Source organism: Streptomyces sp. NPDC111516 (assembly GCF_055635345.1).
Map to the genome: position 1 here is coordinate 92,270 of NZ_JBVKBV010000017.1, position 19,167 is coordinate 111,436.

Here is a 19,167-nt window from a genome sequence, read left to right on the forward strand (position 1 = left end):
GTCACCGGTCGCGGCGGCCACCGAACCGGGAGGGAGCAGCGCGATGGACGAGCCGGCAGGGTCCTCGGTGGGTGGGTTCTTCGCCCTGCGCACCACCGCACCACCCGGGGGTGCGCACCGCCCGCTGGCCCTGTTGTACGCGGGGGATTCCGCACCGCTCGCGGCCCGCATCGACACGGTCGCCGACCGGCTCCGTACCTCCGAGCGCAGAGTCGCCGCCTCCATTGCACACCTGGGGCTGGCCGCTCGCCTCTGGTCGGTCGCGCTCGGCCCGGCGGCCCTGACGGGACGCTTCCCCGGTCTCTCGCCCGATGCCCTGCACTGGGACCCGCGGCACACCGCCCCGGACGATCTGTGGCTGAGCCCCTCCGAAACGCTGCCCGCCACCGCCGACCGGATCCGGGAGGCCGTCCAGTACGGCCACCTCGTGCCCCTTGCCGAGGCGATCCACCGGGACGGCCCCCTGTCGAACCGGCTGTTGTGGGGCAACGCCGGTTCGGCGCTGGCAGGAGCCCTGCGCGAACTGGTCGCCTGGGCGAGAAGTCACGGCCGCCCCGACGTGTCCGTACGGGCCGGCGCACTGGTCGCCGAACTGTTCGACCACCCGGACCTGCGGAACACCGGCGCCCCGCACGACACGGCGTTCCGCCGCCGTAGTTGCTGCCTGTACTACCGCTGTCCGGCCGGTGGTCTGTGCGGTGACTGCGTCTTCGAGAGGGTCTGACACACGGACGCGCCGGAGCCGGGCGCGAGGCCGGGTCACCCGCCGGGCACCACCTCTACGGAGCCGATGTACTCCTGGGTCTCCTCGTCCGGGAGCCGGACGGCCTGGGCCCAGAAGTAGATCACCAGGCTGAACGCCGCGATGAGCGCGATGTCCCACCACAGCGGAAGGGCATCCGTCGCACCGCAGGACGCCGTGGACGCCGGGCCCGTGCTGCAGAAACCGCCTTGCCAGGAGACCAGACCCATGCCCACGAGGTACACCGGAAGCCACTGCGCGGACCACCAGTCCATGTGCGGCACCCTGGGGTTGAGCTTGAGCAGCGCGGAGCCGCCCAGGAGCAGGTAGCCGAGCACGATCGCGGCACCGAGCCGCCACAGGGTGTCCCAGCCCGCCCAATAGATGATCAGGTTCGACACGATGAAGGCCACGGGTGCCCAGAACATCCCGCCGGGCAACCGGTACGGACGAGGCCGGTCCGGGTCCTGCTTGCGCAGGCACCCGAAGGCGAGCGGCGCCCCCGCGTACATCAGCACACTCGCGGACGTGACGAAGCCGACCAGCTTCTGCCACGTGGGGAACGGCAGGAACACGATGAGCCCGACCACGAACGCGAAGAGCAGGCTGAACCAGGGGACGCCGCGCTTGGTGGTGCGCTCGAAAACCGCTGGGACGTAGCCGTTGCGGGACAGGCCGTAGGAGACCCGAGAGGTGGCGGTGGTGTAGATCAGGCCCGTACCGGACGGTGACACGACCGCGTCGATGTACAGCAGCGTGGCGAGCCAGCCGAGTCCGACGGAGGTGGCGAGCCCGGCGAACGGGCCGGCCTTTCCGCTGAAGGAGAGGTCGGCCCAGCCGTGGACGAACGCGCTGTGCGGCAGGGCGGCGATGAAGACCACCTGAAGTGCCACGTAGACGAGGACGCCGATGAGGATGGAGCCGATGACCGCCCGCGGGATGTCCCTGGCCGGATTACGGCTCTCGCCCGCCAACTGGTCGGCCTGCTCGAAGCCGAGCAGCGCGAAGATGATGCCGCTGGTGCTGATGGCGGAGAGCACGCCCTTGGCGCCGAAGGGGGCGAAGCCCTGGTAGCCGAAGTTGCTGCCGTGAAAGGTGGTGGCGGCCAGCACGATGATGGTGAAGACGGGGACGGCCACTTTCCACCACGTCGCCACGCTGTTGGTGTGTGCGAGCCATTTGATGCCGAAGAAATTGACGACCACGAAGAACGCCATGAAAGCGACGGCCAGCCCGTACCCCGCGGGTGTCAGGTGATTCTTGCCGGTCTGCACCCAAGGGGCGTGGACGCTGAGATAGTTCAGCGACGCCATGACCTCGATCGGCGCCACGGTGACGGCCTGCAGCCACGAGAACCATCCGAAGGACGCACCGGCGGCACTGCCGAATGCGTAGTGCGGGAAACGGGCGGTGCCGCCCGCGACCGGGTACATGGCTCCCAGTTCGGCGTGCACGAACGCCAGCACAATGATGGCGAGCGCCCCGATACCCCAGGAGATGAGCGCCGCCGTGCCGGCTGCCTGCGCGGCGAACAGCGCGCCGAACAGCCAGCCGGACCCGATGATGGACCCCTCCGAGGTCCAGATGAGACCGATCAGCCCGATCTCCCGCTTGAGGCCCGGATTCGTGGGCGCCGTGGGTGCGACCGGCTTGGACATCTGCATGCTGGATGCACCCCTTGTTCCGGTGGGGGATGAGGCGTGAGGTGTCTGTCCGTATCCACGGGACCTCAACTAGATGCCCCGATCTGTGCGAGTCGTTCCCGGAGCATGCGGAAGTTGCGCCAGTCGGGTCGCGCATGGAGCGGCCGCCGGATGGCGGATCCTCACGCCCCGGAGACGATGTGTCAGCCGTTGTGCGGCGTGGACTGCACAGGTCCGTCGATGCGACCGGTCTGGATGACCGGCCCGTGCTGGACGCCACCGCGAAAAGCCGCCCGAATTCGTCGCGTGGATGTCCAGCAGTCCGACACCATGAGTCCCATCAGAGTCGTTGGGCTCTTCTGGATCGCAACCGCCCTGTCCGAATGGCTTTGGAGGAGCTCACAAAATGGGCGCCCGGCTCGCGACGACCGGCAACCACGTGGTGAGACGGCGAAGGCAGATGAGAACGGCGGCTACGGGCAGCGAGCCGTCGGACTGGGGCACTTCGGACGCGGACGCCCACCGCACGGGGCCGACCGTGGTCGTGGGGCGGGCGGCGTCCCGCCCGCCCCACAGGTCAGGTGCTCAAGCCGAACTCGGCCCGGATGCGCTTGCCCACCGGCACGCGCTCGGCGGTCAGCCGGTCGCACAGCGCCACGACGATCTCCATGCCGTGGCCGCCGGGGCGCGCCGGGTCGGGTGAGTAGAACAGCGGGAGGGCCGTGCTGCTGTCGTACACCGTGACGCTGACGCGCTCCGCGGTGCCCTCCAGTTCCAGCAGATACGGGCCCTTGCTGTAGCGGTCCGCGTTGGTGACCAGCTCGCTCACGGCCAGCATCAGATCGCTGCGGGTGTGCTCGCCGAACACCGCGAGCCACTCGGCGGCCAGCCGGACCAGAAAGCGGTCGGCCAGGTCCCGGGCCTGAGCGATGCAGCCGGGTTCGCCGTCGAACACCTCGGCGCTGTGCAGAACCTCCGTGGGCCGGTCCGGGCAGGGACAGCCGGCCGGTCGCGAGGTGACCTGTTCGTTCATGTGCTCCAGCCAGGGCGACGCAGGGGTGTTCGATGACAGCTTCTCGACGTTCGCCTACCCGCGACGAACGGTCCCACTCCGGGGAAAACCGGGCAGATCTCAGCCATGCCCGGGCCTTTCGACGGCGGGATCCGGGTCGGGCTGCCGCGCCGCGGTGTGCACGGGTACGGCGGGGGCGACCGGCAGCGTGAAACGGATGCAGGTGCCCTCGGCGCTCTCCGGGTCCAGCCAGATCCGGCCCCCGTGGAACTCCACGATCTTCCGGCACAGGGCCAGACCGATGCCCGTTCCCTCGTACTCCTCCCTGCCGTGCAGACGCTGGAAGATGACGAAGACCTTCTGCGAGAACTCCGGCGCGATGCCGATGCCGTTGTCCGCCACCCGGAAGTGCCAGTCGTCGCCCGCCCGCACACAGCCCACCACGATCCGGCACGGCACGTCGGGGCGGCGGAACTTCACTGCGTTGCCGATCAGGTTCTGCCAGACCATGGACAGCGCCGTGGCGTCCCCGGTCAGCGAGGGCAGCGGTCCCTCCCGTACGACCGTGGCACCGGACTCCTCGACGACCAGCGCGAGATTGGCCAGCGCGCGGTCGAGAGACCGGTCCAGGTCGACCGGCTTCCACCGGTCGTGAACCCGTCCCATGCGGGAGAAGGTGAGCAGATCGTTGATCAGCACCTGCATCCGTCCGGCGCCGTCGACCGCGTAGTCGATGTACTGCCGCGCCCGGTCGTCGAGTTCCGCGCCGTACCGTTTCTCCAGCAGACCGCAGAACGAGGCGACCTTGCGCAGCGGCTCCTGCAGATCGTGCGAGGCGACATAGGCGAACTGCTCCAGTTCGGCATTGGACCGGCGCAGCTCCCGCGTCTGTTCCGCCAAAAGCGTCTCGCGTTCCCGGGACTCGGCGAGCTCCTCGACGATGCGACGGCGCATGTCCTCCACGGCCGCCGCCACCGCCCGCACATCGGAGGGCCCGTCGACCTCGATCCGCTTGTGGAACGCCCCCGAGCTGACCGCCTCGGAGGCGGCGGTCAGCCGGCCCAGCGGCCGGCCCACCATCCGGTGCAGCAACAGACTCAGCGATCCCACCGCGAGCAGAAAGCCCACGACCAGCGAGATGAGCACCTCGTCGCGGGTGGTGCGGGCGTTGCTCAGATCGGTTCGGGCCCGGTCCCGCGCAAGGTCGAGATGCGCCTGCTGGGCCGTGTACAGGCGGCGCAGGGTGTCGAATTCGTCCGTGCTCTGCCGGATCGGGGCCGAGGACTCGGACGCCGGGCCGTCCCGGCGGACCGCGGCGACGAGCGGCTCGGCATGCCCGCTGCGCCATTCCCGGGAGGCCGCGGCGATCCGGTCGAGATCGCGGGCGAAGGGCTGCTCGTCCCCGACGAGGGCACGTACGCGGGCCATCCGCAGCTTCTCGTCCCGCATCCCCGCCTCGTACGGACGCAGGAAGGTCGAGTCGCCGGTGAGCGCGAATCCGCGGACCCCGGTCTCCTGCTCCAGCAGCGCGTTCTGCAACTGGAGCGACGAGGAGCGGGCGGGCTGGATGCGGTCCACCAGCTCGGTGGTGCGGTCGGATATCCGGGACAGGACCAGGCCCTCGACGGTCAGGCCCGCGCAGACGACCAGCACGAAGACGGCGAGAATCAGATGGACCCGGTTCTGAACGGACAGCCGTGAGGTCAGGCCGCGCCCGGGCTCCGGCGATGCGTCCCGCCCGCTCACCGCGGCGTCCCCGGGCCCCAGCCCAGATGGAGCACGGCCACGTCGTCGGCGAGACCGCCGTACGGGAACGCGGCCTCGGCGGCCTCGTCGACCAGGGTGTCCACGAACGCGCGGGCCGGCAGCGCCCCGTGTCTGCGGGCCAGGGCGAGCAGCCCGTCCTCGCCGAGCCGGGAGCCCGGCCCCGTACGCCCCTCGAAGAGTCCGTCCGTGAAGAGGACGATCCGGCCGTCCCCGGGCAGGGACACCTCCGAGACGCTCCACCGTCCCGTCCCCGGCAGCAGCCCCAGGGCCATCCCGGGCTCCGGCTCGACCCAGCTCACCCGGTCACCGCTGCGCAGCAACAGCCCGGGGTGACCGGCCCGCACCACCTGCATCCGGCGCCGGTCCGGGGAGAAGGACAGTGAGGTGACGGTGGCGAAGACATGCGGGTCGGAGCGTTCTGCGACCAGGATCTCCTCGAGCAGCCGGACCTGTTCGAGCCGGCCGGTCGCGCACAGCACCGCCGTGCGCCAGGCCACCCGCAGACAGACACCCAGCGCCGCCTCCGCCGCCCCGTGCCCCGACACATCGCCGATCACCGCGTGCACCGTGCCGTCGGAGGTCTGCACCACGTCGTAGAAGTCACCGCTGAGCAGGGCGTGCGCCCGGCCCGGCGCGTACCGTGCCACCGCTTCGAAGGAATCGTCGTGCAGCAGGGGCACCGGCAGCAGCCCGCGTTCGAGGCGGGCGTTCTCCCGAGCCATCAGCCGGTTGGCGCGCAGCGCCGCCGCGGCCTGCTCGACCTGCTTGCGCTGGAGGGCGTAACGGACCGAGCGGCCCAGCGCCTCCGGATCGAGCCGCCCCTTGACGAGGTAGTCCTGGGCGCCGGTCGCCACGGCCGACAGGCCCGTATCGGCCTCGGCCCTGCCGGTCAGTACGACGATGGCCGCATCGGGCGCCGAATCGACGATCTGGGTCACGGCGTCCAGGCCGTACACATCGGGCAGATGCAGATCGAGCAGTACGCAGCACGGGGTCCGGCAGCCGGCCAGGAACCGGCGCGCCTCCGCGAGCGTCCGGCACCAGGTCAGCGCGGAATCCAGCTCACTGTCCGCGAGCATCTCCTCGACGAGGAGGGCGTCACCGGCGTCGTCCTCCACCAGCAGAATCACGGCATCGACCTTCCACACCGAGTCATTGCCGGTTTCGCTTCCGGATTCGTTGCCGGCCGGGGCGGGCCCGTTCTGTACCGGCACGGCGTCCGGACGCACCGAGGCTCTGGCAGGAGAGCCGCCCGCCGGGAGCTCTGCCACTCTCCACCCCCTTGTACGGACGGCACGACTCAACCCCGGCCGTGTCGCAGGGAAGCATATGTGACCGAACCGTGGAGGAGCCGTGGGGGCGGAGCGACTCCGTGCCACGCGCGTCACGCGGGGGACATCACACGAACGGAGCAGCATCCCGTACATGGCAGACTTGACCGGGGCGTTCGGCCCGGCAGGAGCAGGTACGGCGGTCGGCGCCACGAGGGACAAGCGACAGAGGAATGGCAATGACGGTGACAGAGGACAGCCCGGAGCTCGCTTCCGGTACCGAGGAGTTCGGTCCCGGTATCGACCCGGAGCGGCTGGCCGTCTGCCTGAGCGTGCTCGACGAACTCGACACCATCGAGATCGACCACCCCGACGCCATCGCCGTGCGCCGCGCCACGGCCGGGATCTACCGGACCGTGAAGCAGCGCCGCCGTCAGGAGCGCCGCGCCGCCAAGACCGCGCACGACAAGGCCGTCACCGAGGCCACCGCGACCGGCTCGGCCGACCGCATCGACGACGAGACCCAGGGGGTCCTGCCGTCGTCCTCGGCCCGTGCCGAGATCGCGGGAGTCCTCCAGCGCCCCCGCTCCTGCTACATCTGCAAGACCCGGTACGTCGAGGTGGACGCCTTCTACCACCAGCTCTGCCAGCAGTGCGCCAAGGAGAACCGCTCGCGCCGCGACGCCCGGACCGACCTCACCGGCCGACGCGCGCTCCTCACCGGCGGCCGCGCGAAGATCGGCATGTACATCGCGCTGCGGCTGCTGCGTGACGGTGCGCACACCACCATCACCACCCGCTTCCCCAACGACGCGATCCGCCGCTTCAAGGCGATGCCGGACAGCGACGAGTGGATCCACAGGCTGAAGATCGTCGGCATCGATCTGCGTGACCCCGCGCAGGTCGTCGCGCTCGCCGACTCGGTCGCGGCCGAGGGCCCGCTGGACATCCTGATCAACAATGCGGCGCAGACCGTGCGCCGCTCCGCGAACGCGTACAGCGAACTGGTCAACGCCGAGTCCGCCCCGCTCCCTGCGGGGGAGCTGCCCGCCGCCGAGGTCATCGGCACCTTCGGCAGCGGCACCGTCGACCGTGTCGCGGCTCTCCCGGCCGCCCGCAAGGAAGGCCTGTCCGCGCAGGACGTCACCGAGCTCGCCCTGGTCACCGGGTCCGCCTCGCTGGAGCGGATCGCCGCCGGAACCGCGATCGACGCGGGCGGACTCGTGCCCGACCTGCACGACACCAACAGCTGGATCCAGACGGTCGAGGAGGTCGAACCGATCGAGTTGCTGGAGGTCCAGCTCTGCAACTCCACCGCGCCGTTCATCCTGATCAGCCGCCTCCGCCCGGCGATGGCCGCGACCGCCGCCAAGCGCTCCTACGTGGTCAACGTGTCCGCGATGGAAGGGGTGTTCAGCCGCGGCTACAAGGGCGCGGGCCACCCGCACACCAACATGGCCAAGGCCGCGCTGAACATGCTCACCCGCACCAGCGCCCAGGAGATGTTCGAGAAGGACGGCATCCTGATGACGGCCGTCGACACCGGCTGGATCACCGACGAGCGCCCGCACCCCGACAAGATCCGCCTTGCCGAGGAGGGCTTCCACGCCCCGCTCGACCTGGTCGACGGAGCCGCCCGCGTCTACGACCCGATCGTGCGCGGCGAGGAGGGCGAGGACCTGTACGGCTGCTTCCTCAAGGACTACGCGCCCGCCAACTGGTAGCCGACAGGTCACGCCGCGGACGCGGCAGCATCGGTCGCGCCGTTGCGTGCGACGCCGTGGACCCGGCCGGGGCATCGCTCCTGGCCGGGTCTTTTCCGTATGCGGTGGCCGAAAGTGACCTATGGCACGCGTTCCATCGAGCGGGAACGCGCTCATTTGGTTAGTCTTATGCGAACGGACGTCATCGAGGAGCCCACAAACCCTCCTCGGCCGTCCTGGGACAGGCTTGTCAACCGAGTCGCCGTCCCGCCCCGTATCCGGCGCCACCGCGACCGAACTGTTCCTACCCCTGCCCTCGCGGGTGGTCGATACCCGGTTGTGAGACCGGGGCGTCGGCATCGCCTCGGGGATACGCGACACAAAGGAGTGCGCGGTGACGACACCAGAACTGACGAAGCACGAGAAACGACCGGCCGAACGCCACGGAGAGCGGGCCCGCGGTCCCGAGAAGCTCCGGAACATCGAAGTGTGGGCCAGGTCCGCACCGATCCGGCTGGCCGGCTACGAGGACGACCTCGCCGAGCCGCACATCCTGCCCGGCATCGACTGAGCGCTTCTCGCCTTCACACCCGAGCTCCGGCCAACCCCTCAACGGGTGGGCCGGAGCTCGGCCGTTACGGGGTGGTGCGGACGTACCGGCGTCCGGAGCCACCGGCTGATCGTGCGGTCCTGACCGCAACTTCGGCACGTCATCGGATGGTTGAGGGATCGCCCGGGTGTTCAAGGCCGCCTGGTCGGGCTGAGCCAGGCCGGGCCGAGCGAGACGGGCGGCATGAAGTCCCGCACGTAGGTGCGGTGCCACCAGCGTCCGGTGGCCCGCAGTTCGCGCCAGGTCGTGAACCGGTAGCGGTACATCCTGGCGCGGACATGCGTGGGCGGGGCCTCGGGAAACGGGTTGTGACGCAGCAGCCGCAGCGTGTCCCGGTCGTTCTCCAGCAGCCGTTCCACGAACTGGCCGAACCAGGGGCCCGCGTACGCGGGGGAGAGCGCCGCGAACCACATCAGCCAGTCGAGCCGCAGATGGTACGGGGCGAACTGGCGGGGCAGCCGGCGCGGATCGCCCGGTTTGCCGCGGAAGCCGTACTCCCGCCAGACCGTGCCCTCGTGGAGCACCCGCTCGTCCGTGCCTTCGACCACGACCTCCAGCCGGACCCGGCTGATGCTGCCGAACGCGCCGTAGGTGTTGACCAGATGCAGCGGGTCGAACGAGCGGTTCATCACCTGGCGGCGGGAGACCAGATTGCGCGCCGGGCGGTAGCTGAGGAACACCACCAGAGCAGTGACGGCGATGACGACGATCTCGTACCAGAGGGGCGGCGCGGACTGCGCCGGCGGTTCGGTGAACAGGGACCAGTCGACGGCGGACAGCGCGAGGGTGATCGTCACCCAGTTCAGCCAGGCGAAGTTCCCCGACAGGACCAGCCACAGCTGGGTGACGATCATCAGCCCCGCGGCCGCGCTCGCCACCGGCTGCGGAGTGAAGAGGAGCACCGGCACCAGGAGTTGGGTGACGTGGTTGGCCGCCACCTCGACCCGGTGCACGGGCTTCGGCAGCCGGTGGAAGAACCAGCTCAGCGGACCCGGCATCGGCTGGGTCTCGTGGTGGTAGTACAGACACGTCAGCTTGCGCCAGCACTCGTCGCCGCGGATCTTGATCATCCCGGCGCCGAACTCCACCCGGAACAGCACCCAGCGCAACAGCCACAGCACCAGGACCGGCGGAGCCGTGTGCGCGTTGCCGAGGAACACGGCGAGGAAGCCGGTCTCCAGCAGCAACGACTCCCAGCCGAAGCTGTACCAGGTCTGACCGACCTGGACGATCGAGAGATAGAGCGCCCAGGGCAGCGCCCAGAGCAGCATCGCCGCCCAGAGCGGAACGTACGAGTCCACCCCCGCGAGCAGGGCGACGGCGAGCGCGCAGCCGGTCCAGGAGACGAATGCGAAGAAACGGTCGGAGTAGTGGAACCGGAAGAGGCCGGGCGCGCTGTGCCAGTCCGTGCGCCGCAGAAAATCGGGCACGGGCAGCATGCCGCGTTCACCGATCAGCGCCCGGAACTGGAGCACGGCGGTGAGGAAGGCGAAGAGATAGACGCCGGCGAGAGCCCGCTGGAAGACCAGCCGGCTGAGCCAGTACCCGTCTGCGGTGAACCAGTCCATCCCTTCCAGTATCGGCCCGGTGGCCCGGCTCAGCCCTTCAGACGCGCTCGTTTCGGCCTTCGGTGACGATACGGCGCAGCGTGGTGCCGAGCCTACGGGCGTACCAGCGCTGGAGCACCGGCACGACGGGCCCCGCGAGGCGCGAGTACCAGGCGGCCGGGCGGCTGAACGCCATGACGGTGAACCACACCGTCCCGTCGTCCGTCAGCTCCACGACGAAGGACTCCTCGCCGCATTCCGGGTGCCGGACCTCGGTCCCGTAGGCGAATCCGATGCGGTCGTCCTCGTAGGCGGCCCAGACGACCCGGCAGGGCGCCGTGAAACGGAACGGGCCGACGCCCAGCGACACCCGTACGGAGCCCCCGGCCTCGGCGCGGGCCGCCGACGCGTGGACCCGGGCACCGCTGGTGCGATGCATGCGCCAGCCGGTGACCGCCGCGCCCGCCGCCTCCAGGTCGGCCCGGCCGCGCCCGACCCGGGTCCGGTGGTGGAGGTGGTGGTAGCCGTCGGGGAGCGGGCCGAGGCGGGTGGCTCCGACCTCGGGGTAGGTGAGGGTGCTCATACGGTCCTGCCTTTGTGATCGGTGGGGTTCTGGAGCCTTTGCCAGGCGAGCACCGAGCAGAGTGCGAAGCCCAGTGCGTTGCCGAGGCCGTGGGTGGCGGCCATCCAGGTCAGTGTGGGGTGCGGGATTCCGGTGGCCTCGCCGAGCGCCCAGCTCAGTGCGAGCACCATGGTGACCGCGAGCACGGCGGACGAGGTGGCCAGCAGCAGGCGGGTGATGCCGTCCTGTTGCCCGCCGCGGACCGAGCGCCAGGTGAGAAGGGCGACGGTCCACATGCCCGCCGTCAGCACGACCGCTCCGGCCAGTTCGGCCCAGTCCCCGATGAAGTAGCCGATGAGGACGAGCAGGGTGCCCAGCGGCACGCTCAGCGCGGCGAACCGTCCCGCGGTGCTGCCGGCGACCCGGGAGACGAGTCCCGCGACCAGCGCGGCGGCGAATCCGGCGAAGTGGAAGTGCGGCACGGTCAGCGCGAGGATGCCGAGTCCGAAGCCGAAGAGCGGGTGCCCCGAGCGTTCGGCGACCAGTGCGGTGGCGGCGACCGACGGGGTGACCAGGGCGGTGAGCAGGGAGACCTCGGCAGGTGCCACGGCGGCGATTCCGGTCGCCGAGAGCTTGCGGAGCAGCCGCAGTGGGGCGTGCAGCGCGAGGAGTACGGCCCCGAGCGCGTAACAGGCCGCCAGGGTGGTGGCGGGCACGCCGCGCGGCAGCCACAGCGCGACGGCGCCGGGCACGGCGAAGAGCGGCCACAGACGCCGTATCCGGTCCAGCTCGGGAGCACCGGCCAGCCGCAGCCCCGCGGGGACCACCACCAGCATGCCCAGCATCACGATCAGATCGACCAGTACAGACATCGAGCCCCCGACTTGAACGTGTTCAAGTATGTTCGGCGATGACTCTACGGCCTCTCTTGAACGCGTTCAAGAGAGGCCGTGGCAACGTGACCGCGGCGGCCGGAGAGGACGACGCACGCACGGCGCGTCCGCGGGGCGTATTCCTGGCGCCGTACAGCCGCTTCAGCGGCGCGCGACAGCTCCGTAGGGACTCACAGGACTCCCCGGCGCCACTCCCGTACCAGCAGCCAGCCGAGGTACGCGCCCCCGATGGCCATCGTGTAGATGCCGACGGGCAGGTTGTCGAAGAGCGGCAGTTGCTGGGCGCAGAGATCCGCGAGTACCAGCAGCAGCGCGCCGGTCAGCGTCGACAGCAGCAGGTGCGGGCCGGAGACCCGGGTGATCCGCTTGGCGATCTGCGGGGCCGTCAGCGAGATGAACGCGATGGGCCCGGCGACACCGACGGCGCCCGCCGAGAGCACGATCGCGAGGACGACGGCGATCGTCTTCGTGCCGCGGGGGCCGGACCCGAGCGCGCCCGCGATGTCGTCGCCCATCTCCTCGATGTCCAGCCGCCGGGCGATCAGGGCGGTGAGCGGAGCGACTACCAGCAGCACCAGCCAGATCGTGCCGGCATCGTCCCAGGACCGCGCCGACAGGCTGCCGTTGACGTAGGCGCTGAGAACGGCGGCCCGGTCCCGCTCCATGGCGTAGACGACGTACTGGGTGACCGCCGCACCCATCGCGGCGACCCCGATCCCGGCGATGACGAGCCGGGCCGGGTTACGGAATCCGGTGCCGGTCGACACATGGACCAGCACCATTGCCAGGAGGGCCCCGAGCAGCGCGCCGAGCCCCACCGGCACCGTGTCCGGGAACATCAGGGCGACGATCGCGGCGCCCGCCCCCGCGCCGGCCCCCAGCCCGATCACATCGGGGCTGCCGAGCGGATTGCGGGTGACGGACTGGAACAGCGCCCCGGACAGACCGAGCGCCCCACCGGTGCCCACGGCGACCGTCAGCCGTGGGCCGCGCAGGCGTTCCAGGACGAAAGCGTATTTGCCCTCGGCCCCGCCGGTCACCGCTCCGGCGAGATCGGCGAGCGGAATGCCCAGCCGCCCGAACGACAGCGTGGCGACCGCGGCCACCACCAGCAGCAGGAACAGGACGAGCGCCGTCAGCACCGACACCCGCCGGACCGGCACCGCCACGGTCCGGCCGATCGTCAGGAACCCCCTGGGCGACGCCGTGCGGAATCCGGCCTGATGCGACGTCATGCGGCACCCCTCATCCTGCGTACGGCGACGAGCAGCGCGGGCGCCCCGATGAACGCGGTCACGACACCGACCATCAGTTCCTGCGGGCGCATGACCACCCGGCCCACCACATCCGCGAGGAGCAGCAGCGCGGGACCGGCCAGCGCCGAGAAGAGGATCTGCATACGGAAGTCGACACCGACCAGGGCCCGCACCACATGCGGAACGGCCAGCCCGACGAAGGCGATCGGGCCGACGGCCGCCGTCGCCGCGGCACTCAGCAGCGTGGCCGAGAGCAGCCCGCCCGCCCGCACCAGGGCCGGATTCGCTCCGAGGGACGCCGCGGCCGAGTCACCGAGTGCGAGCGTGTTGAGGCCCGGCCCCAGCAGGACCGCGATCAGCAGACCGGCCACCGCGAACGGCAGGACCGACCAGAAGACGTCGAAGTCCCGGCCGCCGAGCGCGCCGACGACCCAGTACCGATAGCTGTCGAAGACCTTCGGCCGGCTCAGCGTCACCGCCTGGATGAACGACATCAGTACGGCGGAGAGCACCGCACCGGCCAGCACGAGCCGCGCCAGACCGCCGCCCGACCCCGCCGATCCGATCGCATGGACGAGCAGACCGGCGATCAGCGCACCGGGCAGCGCCCACCACATGGTGTCCGTACTGCCCGACGCCCCCAGGAAGGCGGTCGCGGCGACGATGCTCGCGGAGGCGCCGGCGTTGATCCCGAGGAGACCGGGATCGGCCAGCGGATTACGGGTCACGCCCTGCATGAGGGTGCCCGCGACGGCCAGGCAGAGACCGGCGAGCACACCGAGCGCGGTCCGCGGACAGCGGCTCTCGACGATGGTGGTGACATTCGGATCGGCGGTACCGGACAGGACGTGCAGCACATCGCCGAACGACGTGGTCCGGCTGCCGAACATGACGCTCGCGAACACGGCGAGCACGAGGACGACGACTGCGATGACGACGGAATACACCCGCCGAGCGGTGCGGGTCCCTGAGGTTCCGGCACCGCTCGGCGGTGCGTGTGTGGTGGTGGCCATGTGCGGGATGGTCGGCCTCAGCCCTTGTCGGCGGCCTTGACGGCCTTGTCGATCAACGGCAGGTAACGGTCTATCACCCACGGCACGGTGAGCGGGTTGATGATCGAGGAGGCCGTGACGAAGGAGTTGTCCTTGCCCGCGACCACGGCGCCGCTCTTGACCGCCCCGATCGCCGCGTACAGCGGCTGCGCCTCGATCTCCTCACGGGACTTGTCGTCGGTGTAGAACGTGAAGACGAGGTCGCTGTCCTTCAGCTTCTCGGCGTTCTCCAGCCCGATGAGCGCCGAGTCGGTGCCCCTGGTCTCCTTGAAGGTGTTCACCACCGGGTCGACGGTGAGACCGAGCGAGGAGACCATCTCGACGCGCTGCTCGTTGGGCTTGAACACGCCGAGGGTGCCGGGGCCGGTGTTGTAGATGTACGAGAACGTGTGCTTCTTGTAGTCCGGCCGGGTCGCCGCCGCGTCGGACAGTTGCTTCTCGATCTTCGAGATGAGGGTCTTCGCCTTGTCCGGCCGGCCCAGCGCCTTGGCGACGATGTCTATCTGCTCGTCCCAGTCCGTGCTCCACGCCAGATCGGGATAGGCGACCGTGGGGGCGATGTCCTTGAGGATGCCGTAATCCTTCTGCGTGATCCCGGACCACGGCGCGAGGATGACATCCGGCTCCAGCTCGGTGATGGCCTCGAAGTCGATGTCCTCGCCGCCGGTGAACTGGGTCGGCAGCTTGTCGCCCTTCTTCTTCACCGCTTCGTGGATCCATGGCAGATAGCCCGACTTGTCGCTTCCCCACTCGTAACTCTCGATGCCCACCGGGGTGTGGCCGAGCGCGATGGCCGTCTCCGCCGAACCCTGGCCGAGGGTGACGACCCGTTCGGGCTGCTTCTTGATCTCCGCCGTGCCGAGCGCGCTCTTGATGGAGACCGGGAACGCTCCGCCACTCTTCCCGGCTGCGCCCGAGGTCTCCTTGCCGTCGTCGCTCGACGAACAAGCACCGAGGACGAGAACGAACGCTGCGGCGGTGGCAGTTGCGGCGAGCGTCCGGCGACGCACGCGGGTGAACCGGGACATGGGTGTACCTCATGGGTAGGTGGACGGGGCGGGCGATTCCCACGCGGAGCGTCAGAACTTAGGTAAGCCTAAGCTAAGTGGACCTCCGCCTACAACCGGCCTCCTGGGATTGTCAGAGTCATGACAATGTCACTGGCAACGTCGGGGCGCTGCAGGGTCGTTGAGCGAAATCCCGGCCGGGCAGCTCCGCCGAGGTGGACGGAGCTGCCCCTCCTGACGGTACGGACCGTCGGTCCGTACCGTCAGGAACGGTCCGTACTGTCAGGAGCGGGGCTCGGAAGCGTCCAGCATGGCGTCGCGCTCCACGACCTTGATCCGCTCGCGCCCCTGCTCCGCCCCCAGCGCCCGCTCATGCGCGTCCAGGCGGTACCAGCCCTCGCGGGTGGTGTAACGGACGCCGCGCTCCTCCAGGAACGCGGTGACGGCCTCCGGCTCGGGCCGCTCCGGCGCCGGGAGTCGGCCCGTTGCGTGGTCCTCCAGGAGGCAGGCGACCGTCTCGTTGGCGTCGCCCTTGGTGTGGCCGATCAGGCCGATCGGGCCGCGCTTGATCCATCCCGTGACGTACACCGAGGGCATGGGCTCCACGCCGTCGACGACGCGCCCCGCGGCGTGCGGGACGGTGCCGGAGGCCACGTCGAACGGGAGCTTCGGGAGCTCCTGCGAGTAGTAACCGACCGCACGGTAGACGCTCTGCACGTCCCAGTCGGTGAAGCGTCCGGTGCCCTTGACGTTCCCGGTGCCGTCCAGCTCGGTCCGCTCGGTGCGCAGGCCGACGACTCGGCCGTCCTCGCCGAGGATCTCCGCCGGGGACTCGAAGAAGTGCAGGAACAGCTTGTGCGGCCGGTCGCCCACGTCGCGGATGGCCCAGTTCTCCAGCGTGGAGGCGACCATGTTGGCCTGCTTGTTGCCGCGCCGGGTCTCGATCGAACCCTGGTCGTACTCGATGTCCTCGGGGTTGACGATGACCTCGATGTTCGGCGAGTGGTCCAGTTCCCGCAGCTCCATCGGGCTGAACTTGGCCTGCGCGGGACCGCGGCGCCCGAAGACGTGCACTTCCAGGGCCTTGTTGGCCTTCAGGCCCTCGTGGACGTTCGCGGGTATCTCGGTCGGCAGCAGTTCGTCCGCAGTCTTGGCGAGCATGCGCGCCACGTCCAGGGCCACATTGCCCACCCCGAGAACGGCGACCTTCTCCGCCTCCAGGGGCCAGGTGCGCGCCACGTCGGGGTGTCCGTCGTACCAGGAGACGAAGTCGGCTGCGCCGTGGGAGCCGTCCAGGCCGCTGCCGGGGATGTCGAGCGCGCGGTCCGCGTCGGCGCCGGTGGAGAAGATCACCGCGTCGTAGAAGGACCGCAGATCGTCCAGGTCGATGTCGGCGGGGTAGTCGACGTTGCCGAACAGCCGCAGTTGCGGCTTGTCGAGCACCTGGTGCAGTGCCTGGACGATGCCCTTGATCCGCGGGTGGTCGGGGGCAACCCCGTAACGGATCAGGCCGAAGGGGGCGGGCATCCGCTCGAACAGGTCGATCGAAACCCCCGGGTCCTGTGCGGCCTCGGATTTCAGCAGCGCGTCCGCAGCGTAGATTCCGGCGGGGCCGGCTCCGACTATGGCGACGCGGACGGGGCGGGTCATGGAGTTGCAGGTCCTTAGAACGGGCTGACGCGGGCGGTGCGGCGCAGGGTAGAGGTAAGGATGGGCTTACCGTGCGCCACGGGACACGGTAACCGTTGCTGACCTGCGGTCTCCGTCCGGGCGGCCCTACGGGCGCTCCCGAACGGTGCTCTCCGGTGTCCGGCACGGGTCCGGGAGCCGACCCCGAACGCCTGGCGCCGGAATCCCCACGGGTGCGGGGTTCACTCGAAGATTCGGACAAATGATGGCAGAGTGACCCGCATGGATGATCGGGTAGCGGGTGCCCTGTCACTCCCGGACGCCTGGCCCGCCCACCCGGATCTCAGTCTCGCCCTGAACCGTATGGGCAGCTTCGACTGGGACCTCGACAGTGGCCTCATGCACATGGACCGTCCCGCACTCGAGGTGTTCGATCTGCGCGACGAGGAATACGACAACCGGCCGGAGTCGATCGCGTCGCGGGTGCCACCGGACGAGGGTGTCCGGCTCGACGCGATGGTCGCGCAGGCCCTCAAGAACGGGCAGCGGAACTACGGCGCGTACTTCAGGATCCTGCGGCGCGACGGCACGCTGCGCTGGACCCACACCCAGGGCTTCATCCAGCGCGACGAGAGCGGCCGTCCCCATCGCATCATCGGTATCGTCCGCGACGCCACCCAGGAGCTGGCCGACTCGACGGCCCGGCGGGAACTGGACATGGAGCGCCGGCGCCGCACCAGCCTGGTGGAGGGCACCACGGCCGCACTCGCCCATGCCCGGACGGTCCGCGACGTCATCGAGGTGCTGAAGAACTCCCAGGGGCTGGCGCATCTCGGTGCGACCAGCCTGGTCGTCGGGCTGATCGAGGCCGGACGCATCCATCTGGTGGCGGACGGCCCGGAGGGCTCGTTCGTCCCCGGTACGCGGTACACCCGGATGGACGAGGAGTACCCGATGAGCGAAGTCGTACGCACCCTCGCGCCCCGCTTCATCGACTCCGCCACGGACTTCGCCACCTCGTACCCGATTCTCTGGCCGCACATCAGCCACCTCGGCATCACATCCGCCGCGTATCTGCCGCTGATCGCCCAGGCCCGGCCCATAGGTGCCCTTGGGCTGCTCTACAGCGACAAGGCGGGCTTCACCGGCGACGAACGCAATCTGCTCGTCGCGCTCGGCAGCTCCATCGCCCAGAGCCTGCAGCGGGCCATGCTGTACGAACAGGAGCACGATCTCGCCGAGGGCCTCCAGCAGGCCATGCTGCCGCGCCGGATCCCCGACGTGCCGGGGGCGCAGGTCGCCGTCCGGTACCGGTCGGCCCGGCTGGGCCGGGACATCGGAGGCGACTGGTACGACGTCATCCCGCTGCCCGGCGGCCGGGTCGGGGCCGTCATCGGGGACGTACAGGGCCATGACACGCATGCCGCGGCGGTCATGGGGCAGCTGCGCATCGTGCTGCGGGCCTACGCGGCCGAGGGGCACAGCCCCGCCACTGTGATGGCCCGCGCCTCCGTCTTCCTCCACGAACTGGACACCGACCGCTTCGCGACCTGCACCTACGCCGAGGTCGACCTGACGACCGGAGTGATGCAGCTGGTCCGGGCCGGTCACGTCGATCCGCTGCTGCGCGACATCGACGGCAACTGTCACAGGCTGGTAGCGGAGGGCGGGTTGCCGCTGGGGCTCTCCGCCGAGTTCGGACGGCTCGAATATCCGGTCGGCACGGTCGAGCTGGACCCCGGTCAGGTGCTGCTGCTGTTCACCGACGGGCTGGTGGAGACGCCCGGCGCCGATCTCGACGAGGGTATCCAGCTGCTGACGTCCACGGTGCGCAATGGTCCGCGGGGCCTGCAGGAGCTGGCCGACCGGCTCTGCGAAGAGGTCGACGAGCGCGGCGGCGAGGACGATGTGGCGGTCCTGCTGCTGGGCCGCAAGATCGCTCACGCGCCCCAACCCGGCGGCAGGCTCCAGCAGCATGTCGCCCAGGGCGACCCGGAGGCGCTGAGCTCCGCGCGGCACATGATCCGGGCGGCGGTACGGGCCTGGGGTGCCAAGACGCGGGCCGACGAGGTCGAGTTGGCGGCCGACGAGCTGATCACCAATGCGCTGATGCACACCGATGGTGGGGCGATCGTCACGATCCGGGTGCTCACCGGGTCCGAGCGGCGCCTGCGGGTCGATGTCGAGGACCGTTCCAGCGCGCTGCCCCGACGCCGGGACGCGGGGGAGGCCGGGGTTTCCGGGCGGGGGCTGATGCTGGTGGACCGGCTGGCGGACCTCTGGGGTGTGGAGTCGCGCGGTGTCGGCAAGTGCGTGTGGTGTGAATTCGTCATTCCGGAAAGCGAATGATGTGAATGGCCCGAATGATGTGGATAGCCCGGATGGTGCGGATATCGCGGATGGCGGGCCCCAGAGGGCGCCGCGTACGGGCCCGACAGACGCTGAGCACTACCCGACAGTAACAGAACGTAAC

General features: G+C 70.0%; 15 protein-coding genes. 4 read left to right on the top strand and 11 right to left on the bottom strand.

What is annotated here, in order from left to right; genetic code table 11:
• Positions 1 to 43 precede the first annotated feature (43 nt).
• The gene (locus ACZ7L9_RS27260) at positions 44 to 724 is read left to right on the top strand and encodes a (2Fe-2S)-binding protein (RefSeq protein WP_471419135.1); all 681 of its coding nucleotides are present in this window, start codon (positions 44 to 46) and stop codon (positions 722 to 724) included.
• Between the two features lie 35 nt (positions 725 to 759).
• Here ACZ7L9_RS27260 and ACZ7L9_RS27265 read toward each other — a convergent pair whose 3' ends face one another.
• From ACZ7L9_RS27265 to ACZ7L9_RS27280, 4 genes are all read right to left on the bottom strand, one after another.
• Positions 760 to 2,406, bottom strand: a complete 1,647-nt coding sequence (locus ACZ7L9_RS27265; RefSeq protein ID WP_471419137.1) for an APC family permease — start codon at positions 2,404 to 2,406, stop codon at positions 760 to 762.
• Between the two features lie 556 nt (positions 2,407 to 2,962).
• Entirely contained in the window at positions 2,963 to 3,418 is a 456-nt protein-coding gene (locus ACZ7L9_RS27270; RefSeq protein WP_471419139.1) for an ATP-binding protein, read from the bottom strand.
• Positions 3,419 to 3,517: 99 nt separating this feature from the next.
• Entirely contained in the window at positions 3,518 to 5,143 is a 1,626-nt protein-coding gene (locus ACZ7L9_RS27275) for a sensor histidine kinase (protein WP_471419141.1), read from the bottom strand.
• A complete protein-coding gene (locus ACZ7L9_RS27280) occupies positions 5,140 to 6,435 on the bottom strand; it encodes a PP2C family protein-serine/threonine phosphatase (protein ID WP_471419143.1) in 1,296 nt (431 codons plus the stop codon). The genes ACZ7L9_RS27275 and ACZ7L9_RS27280 overlap by 4 nt, the downstream gene beginning before the upstream one ends.
• A gap of 239 nt (positions 6,436 to 6,674) precedes the next feature.
• Here ACZ7L9_RS27280 and ACZ7L9_RS27285 point away from each other — a divergent pair, with 239 nt between their 5' ends.
• Both ACZ7L9_RS27285 and ACZ7L9_RS27290 read left to right on the top strand, forming a co-directional pair.
• Positions 6,675 to 8,159, top strand: a complete 1,485-nt coding sequence (locus ACZ7L9_RS27285; protein WP_471419145.1) for an SDR family NAD(P)-dependent oxidoreductase — start codon at positions 6,675 to 6,677, stop codon at positions 8,157 to 8,159.
• A gap of 373 nt (positions 8,160 to 8,532) precedes the next feature.
• Positions 8,533 to 8,709, top strand: a complete 177-nt coding sequence (locus tag ACZ7L9_RS27290) for a hypothetical protein (RefSeq protein ID WP_177328339.1) — start codon at positions 8,533 to 8,535, stop codon at positions 8,707 to 8,709.
• Positions 8,710 to 8,879: 170 nt separating this feature from the next.
• On the opposite strand, the gene ACZ7L9_RS27295 is transcribed toward ACZ7L9_RS27290, so the two are convergent.
• The 7 genes from ACZ7L9_RS27295 to ACZ7L9_RS27325 all read right to left on the bottom strand — a co-directional run bounded on the left by ACZ7L9_RS27295 (position 8,880) and on the right by ACZ7L9_RS27325 (position 16,715).
• Positions 8,880 to 10,316: a lipase maturation factor family protein gene (locus ACZ7L9_RS27295; protein ID WP_471419147.1), complete on the bottom strand. Its 1,437-nt coding sequence runs from the start codon at positions 10,314 to 10,316 to the stop codon at positions 8,880 to 8,882.
• Between the two features lie 37 nt (positions 10,317 to 10,353).
• Entirely contained in the window at positions 10,354 to 10,878 is a 525-nt protein-coding gene (locus ACZ7L9_RS27300) for a DUF1990 family protein (RefSeq protein ID WP_471419149.1), read from the bottom strand.
• The gene (locus ACZ7L9_RS27305) at positions 10,875 to 11,729 is read right to left on the bottom strand and encodes a YndJ family protein (protein WP_471419151.1); all 855 of its coding nucleotides are present in this window, start codon (positions 11,727 to 11,729) and stop codon (positions 10,875 to 10,877) included. Before ACZ7L9_RS27305 ends, ACZ7L9_RS27300 begins: the two co-directional genes overlap by 4 nt.
• A 191-nt stretch (positions 11,730 to 11,920) precedes the next feature.
• Positions 11,921 to 12,985 carry a FecCD family ABC transporter permease gene (locus tag ACZ7L9_RS27310; protein ID WP_471419153.1) on the bottom strand — a complete coding sequence of 355 codons (1,065 nt, stop codon included), beginning with the start codon at positions 12,983 to 12,985 and terminating at the stop codon, positions 11,921 to 11,923.
• A complete protein-coding gene (locus ACZ7L9_RS27315; RefSeq protein WP_471419154.1) occupies positions 12,982 to 14,019 on the bottom strand; it encodes a FecCD family ABC transporter permease in 1,038 nt (345 codons plus the stop codon). The genes ACZ7L9_RS27310 and ACZ7L9_RS27315 overlap by 4 nt, the downstream gene beginning before the upstream one ends.
• Before the next feature lie 17 nt (positions 14,020 to 14,036).
• Positions 14,037 to 15,086, bottom strand: a complete 1,050-nt coding sequence (locus tag ACZ7L9_RS27320; protein WP_471419156.1) for an iron-siderophore ABC transporter substrate-binding protein — start codon at positions 15,084 to 15,086, stop codon at positions 14,037 to 14,039.
• 261 nt (positions 15,087 to 15,347) lie between these two features.
• A complete protein-coding gene (locus tag ACZ7L9_RS27325) occupies positions 15,348 to 16,715 on the bottom strand; it encodes an FAD-dependent oxidoreductase (RefSeq protein WP_471419158.1) in 1,368 nt (455 codons plus the stop codon).
• Between the two features lie 261 nt (positions 16,716 to 16,976).
• Between ACZ7L9_RS27325 and ACZ7L9_RS27330 the strand changes: the two genes are divergently transcribed.
• The gene (locus tag ACZ7L9_RS27330) at positions 16,977 to 19,043 is read left to right on the top strand and encodes a SpoIIE family protein phosphatase (protein ID WP_471419160.1); all 2,067 of its coding nucleotides are present in this window, start codon (positions 16,977 to 16,979) and stop codon (positions 19,041 to 19,043) included.
• Positions 19,044 to 19,167: the final 124 nt, after the last annotated feature.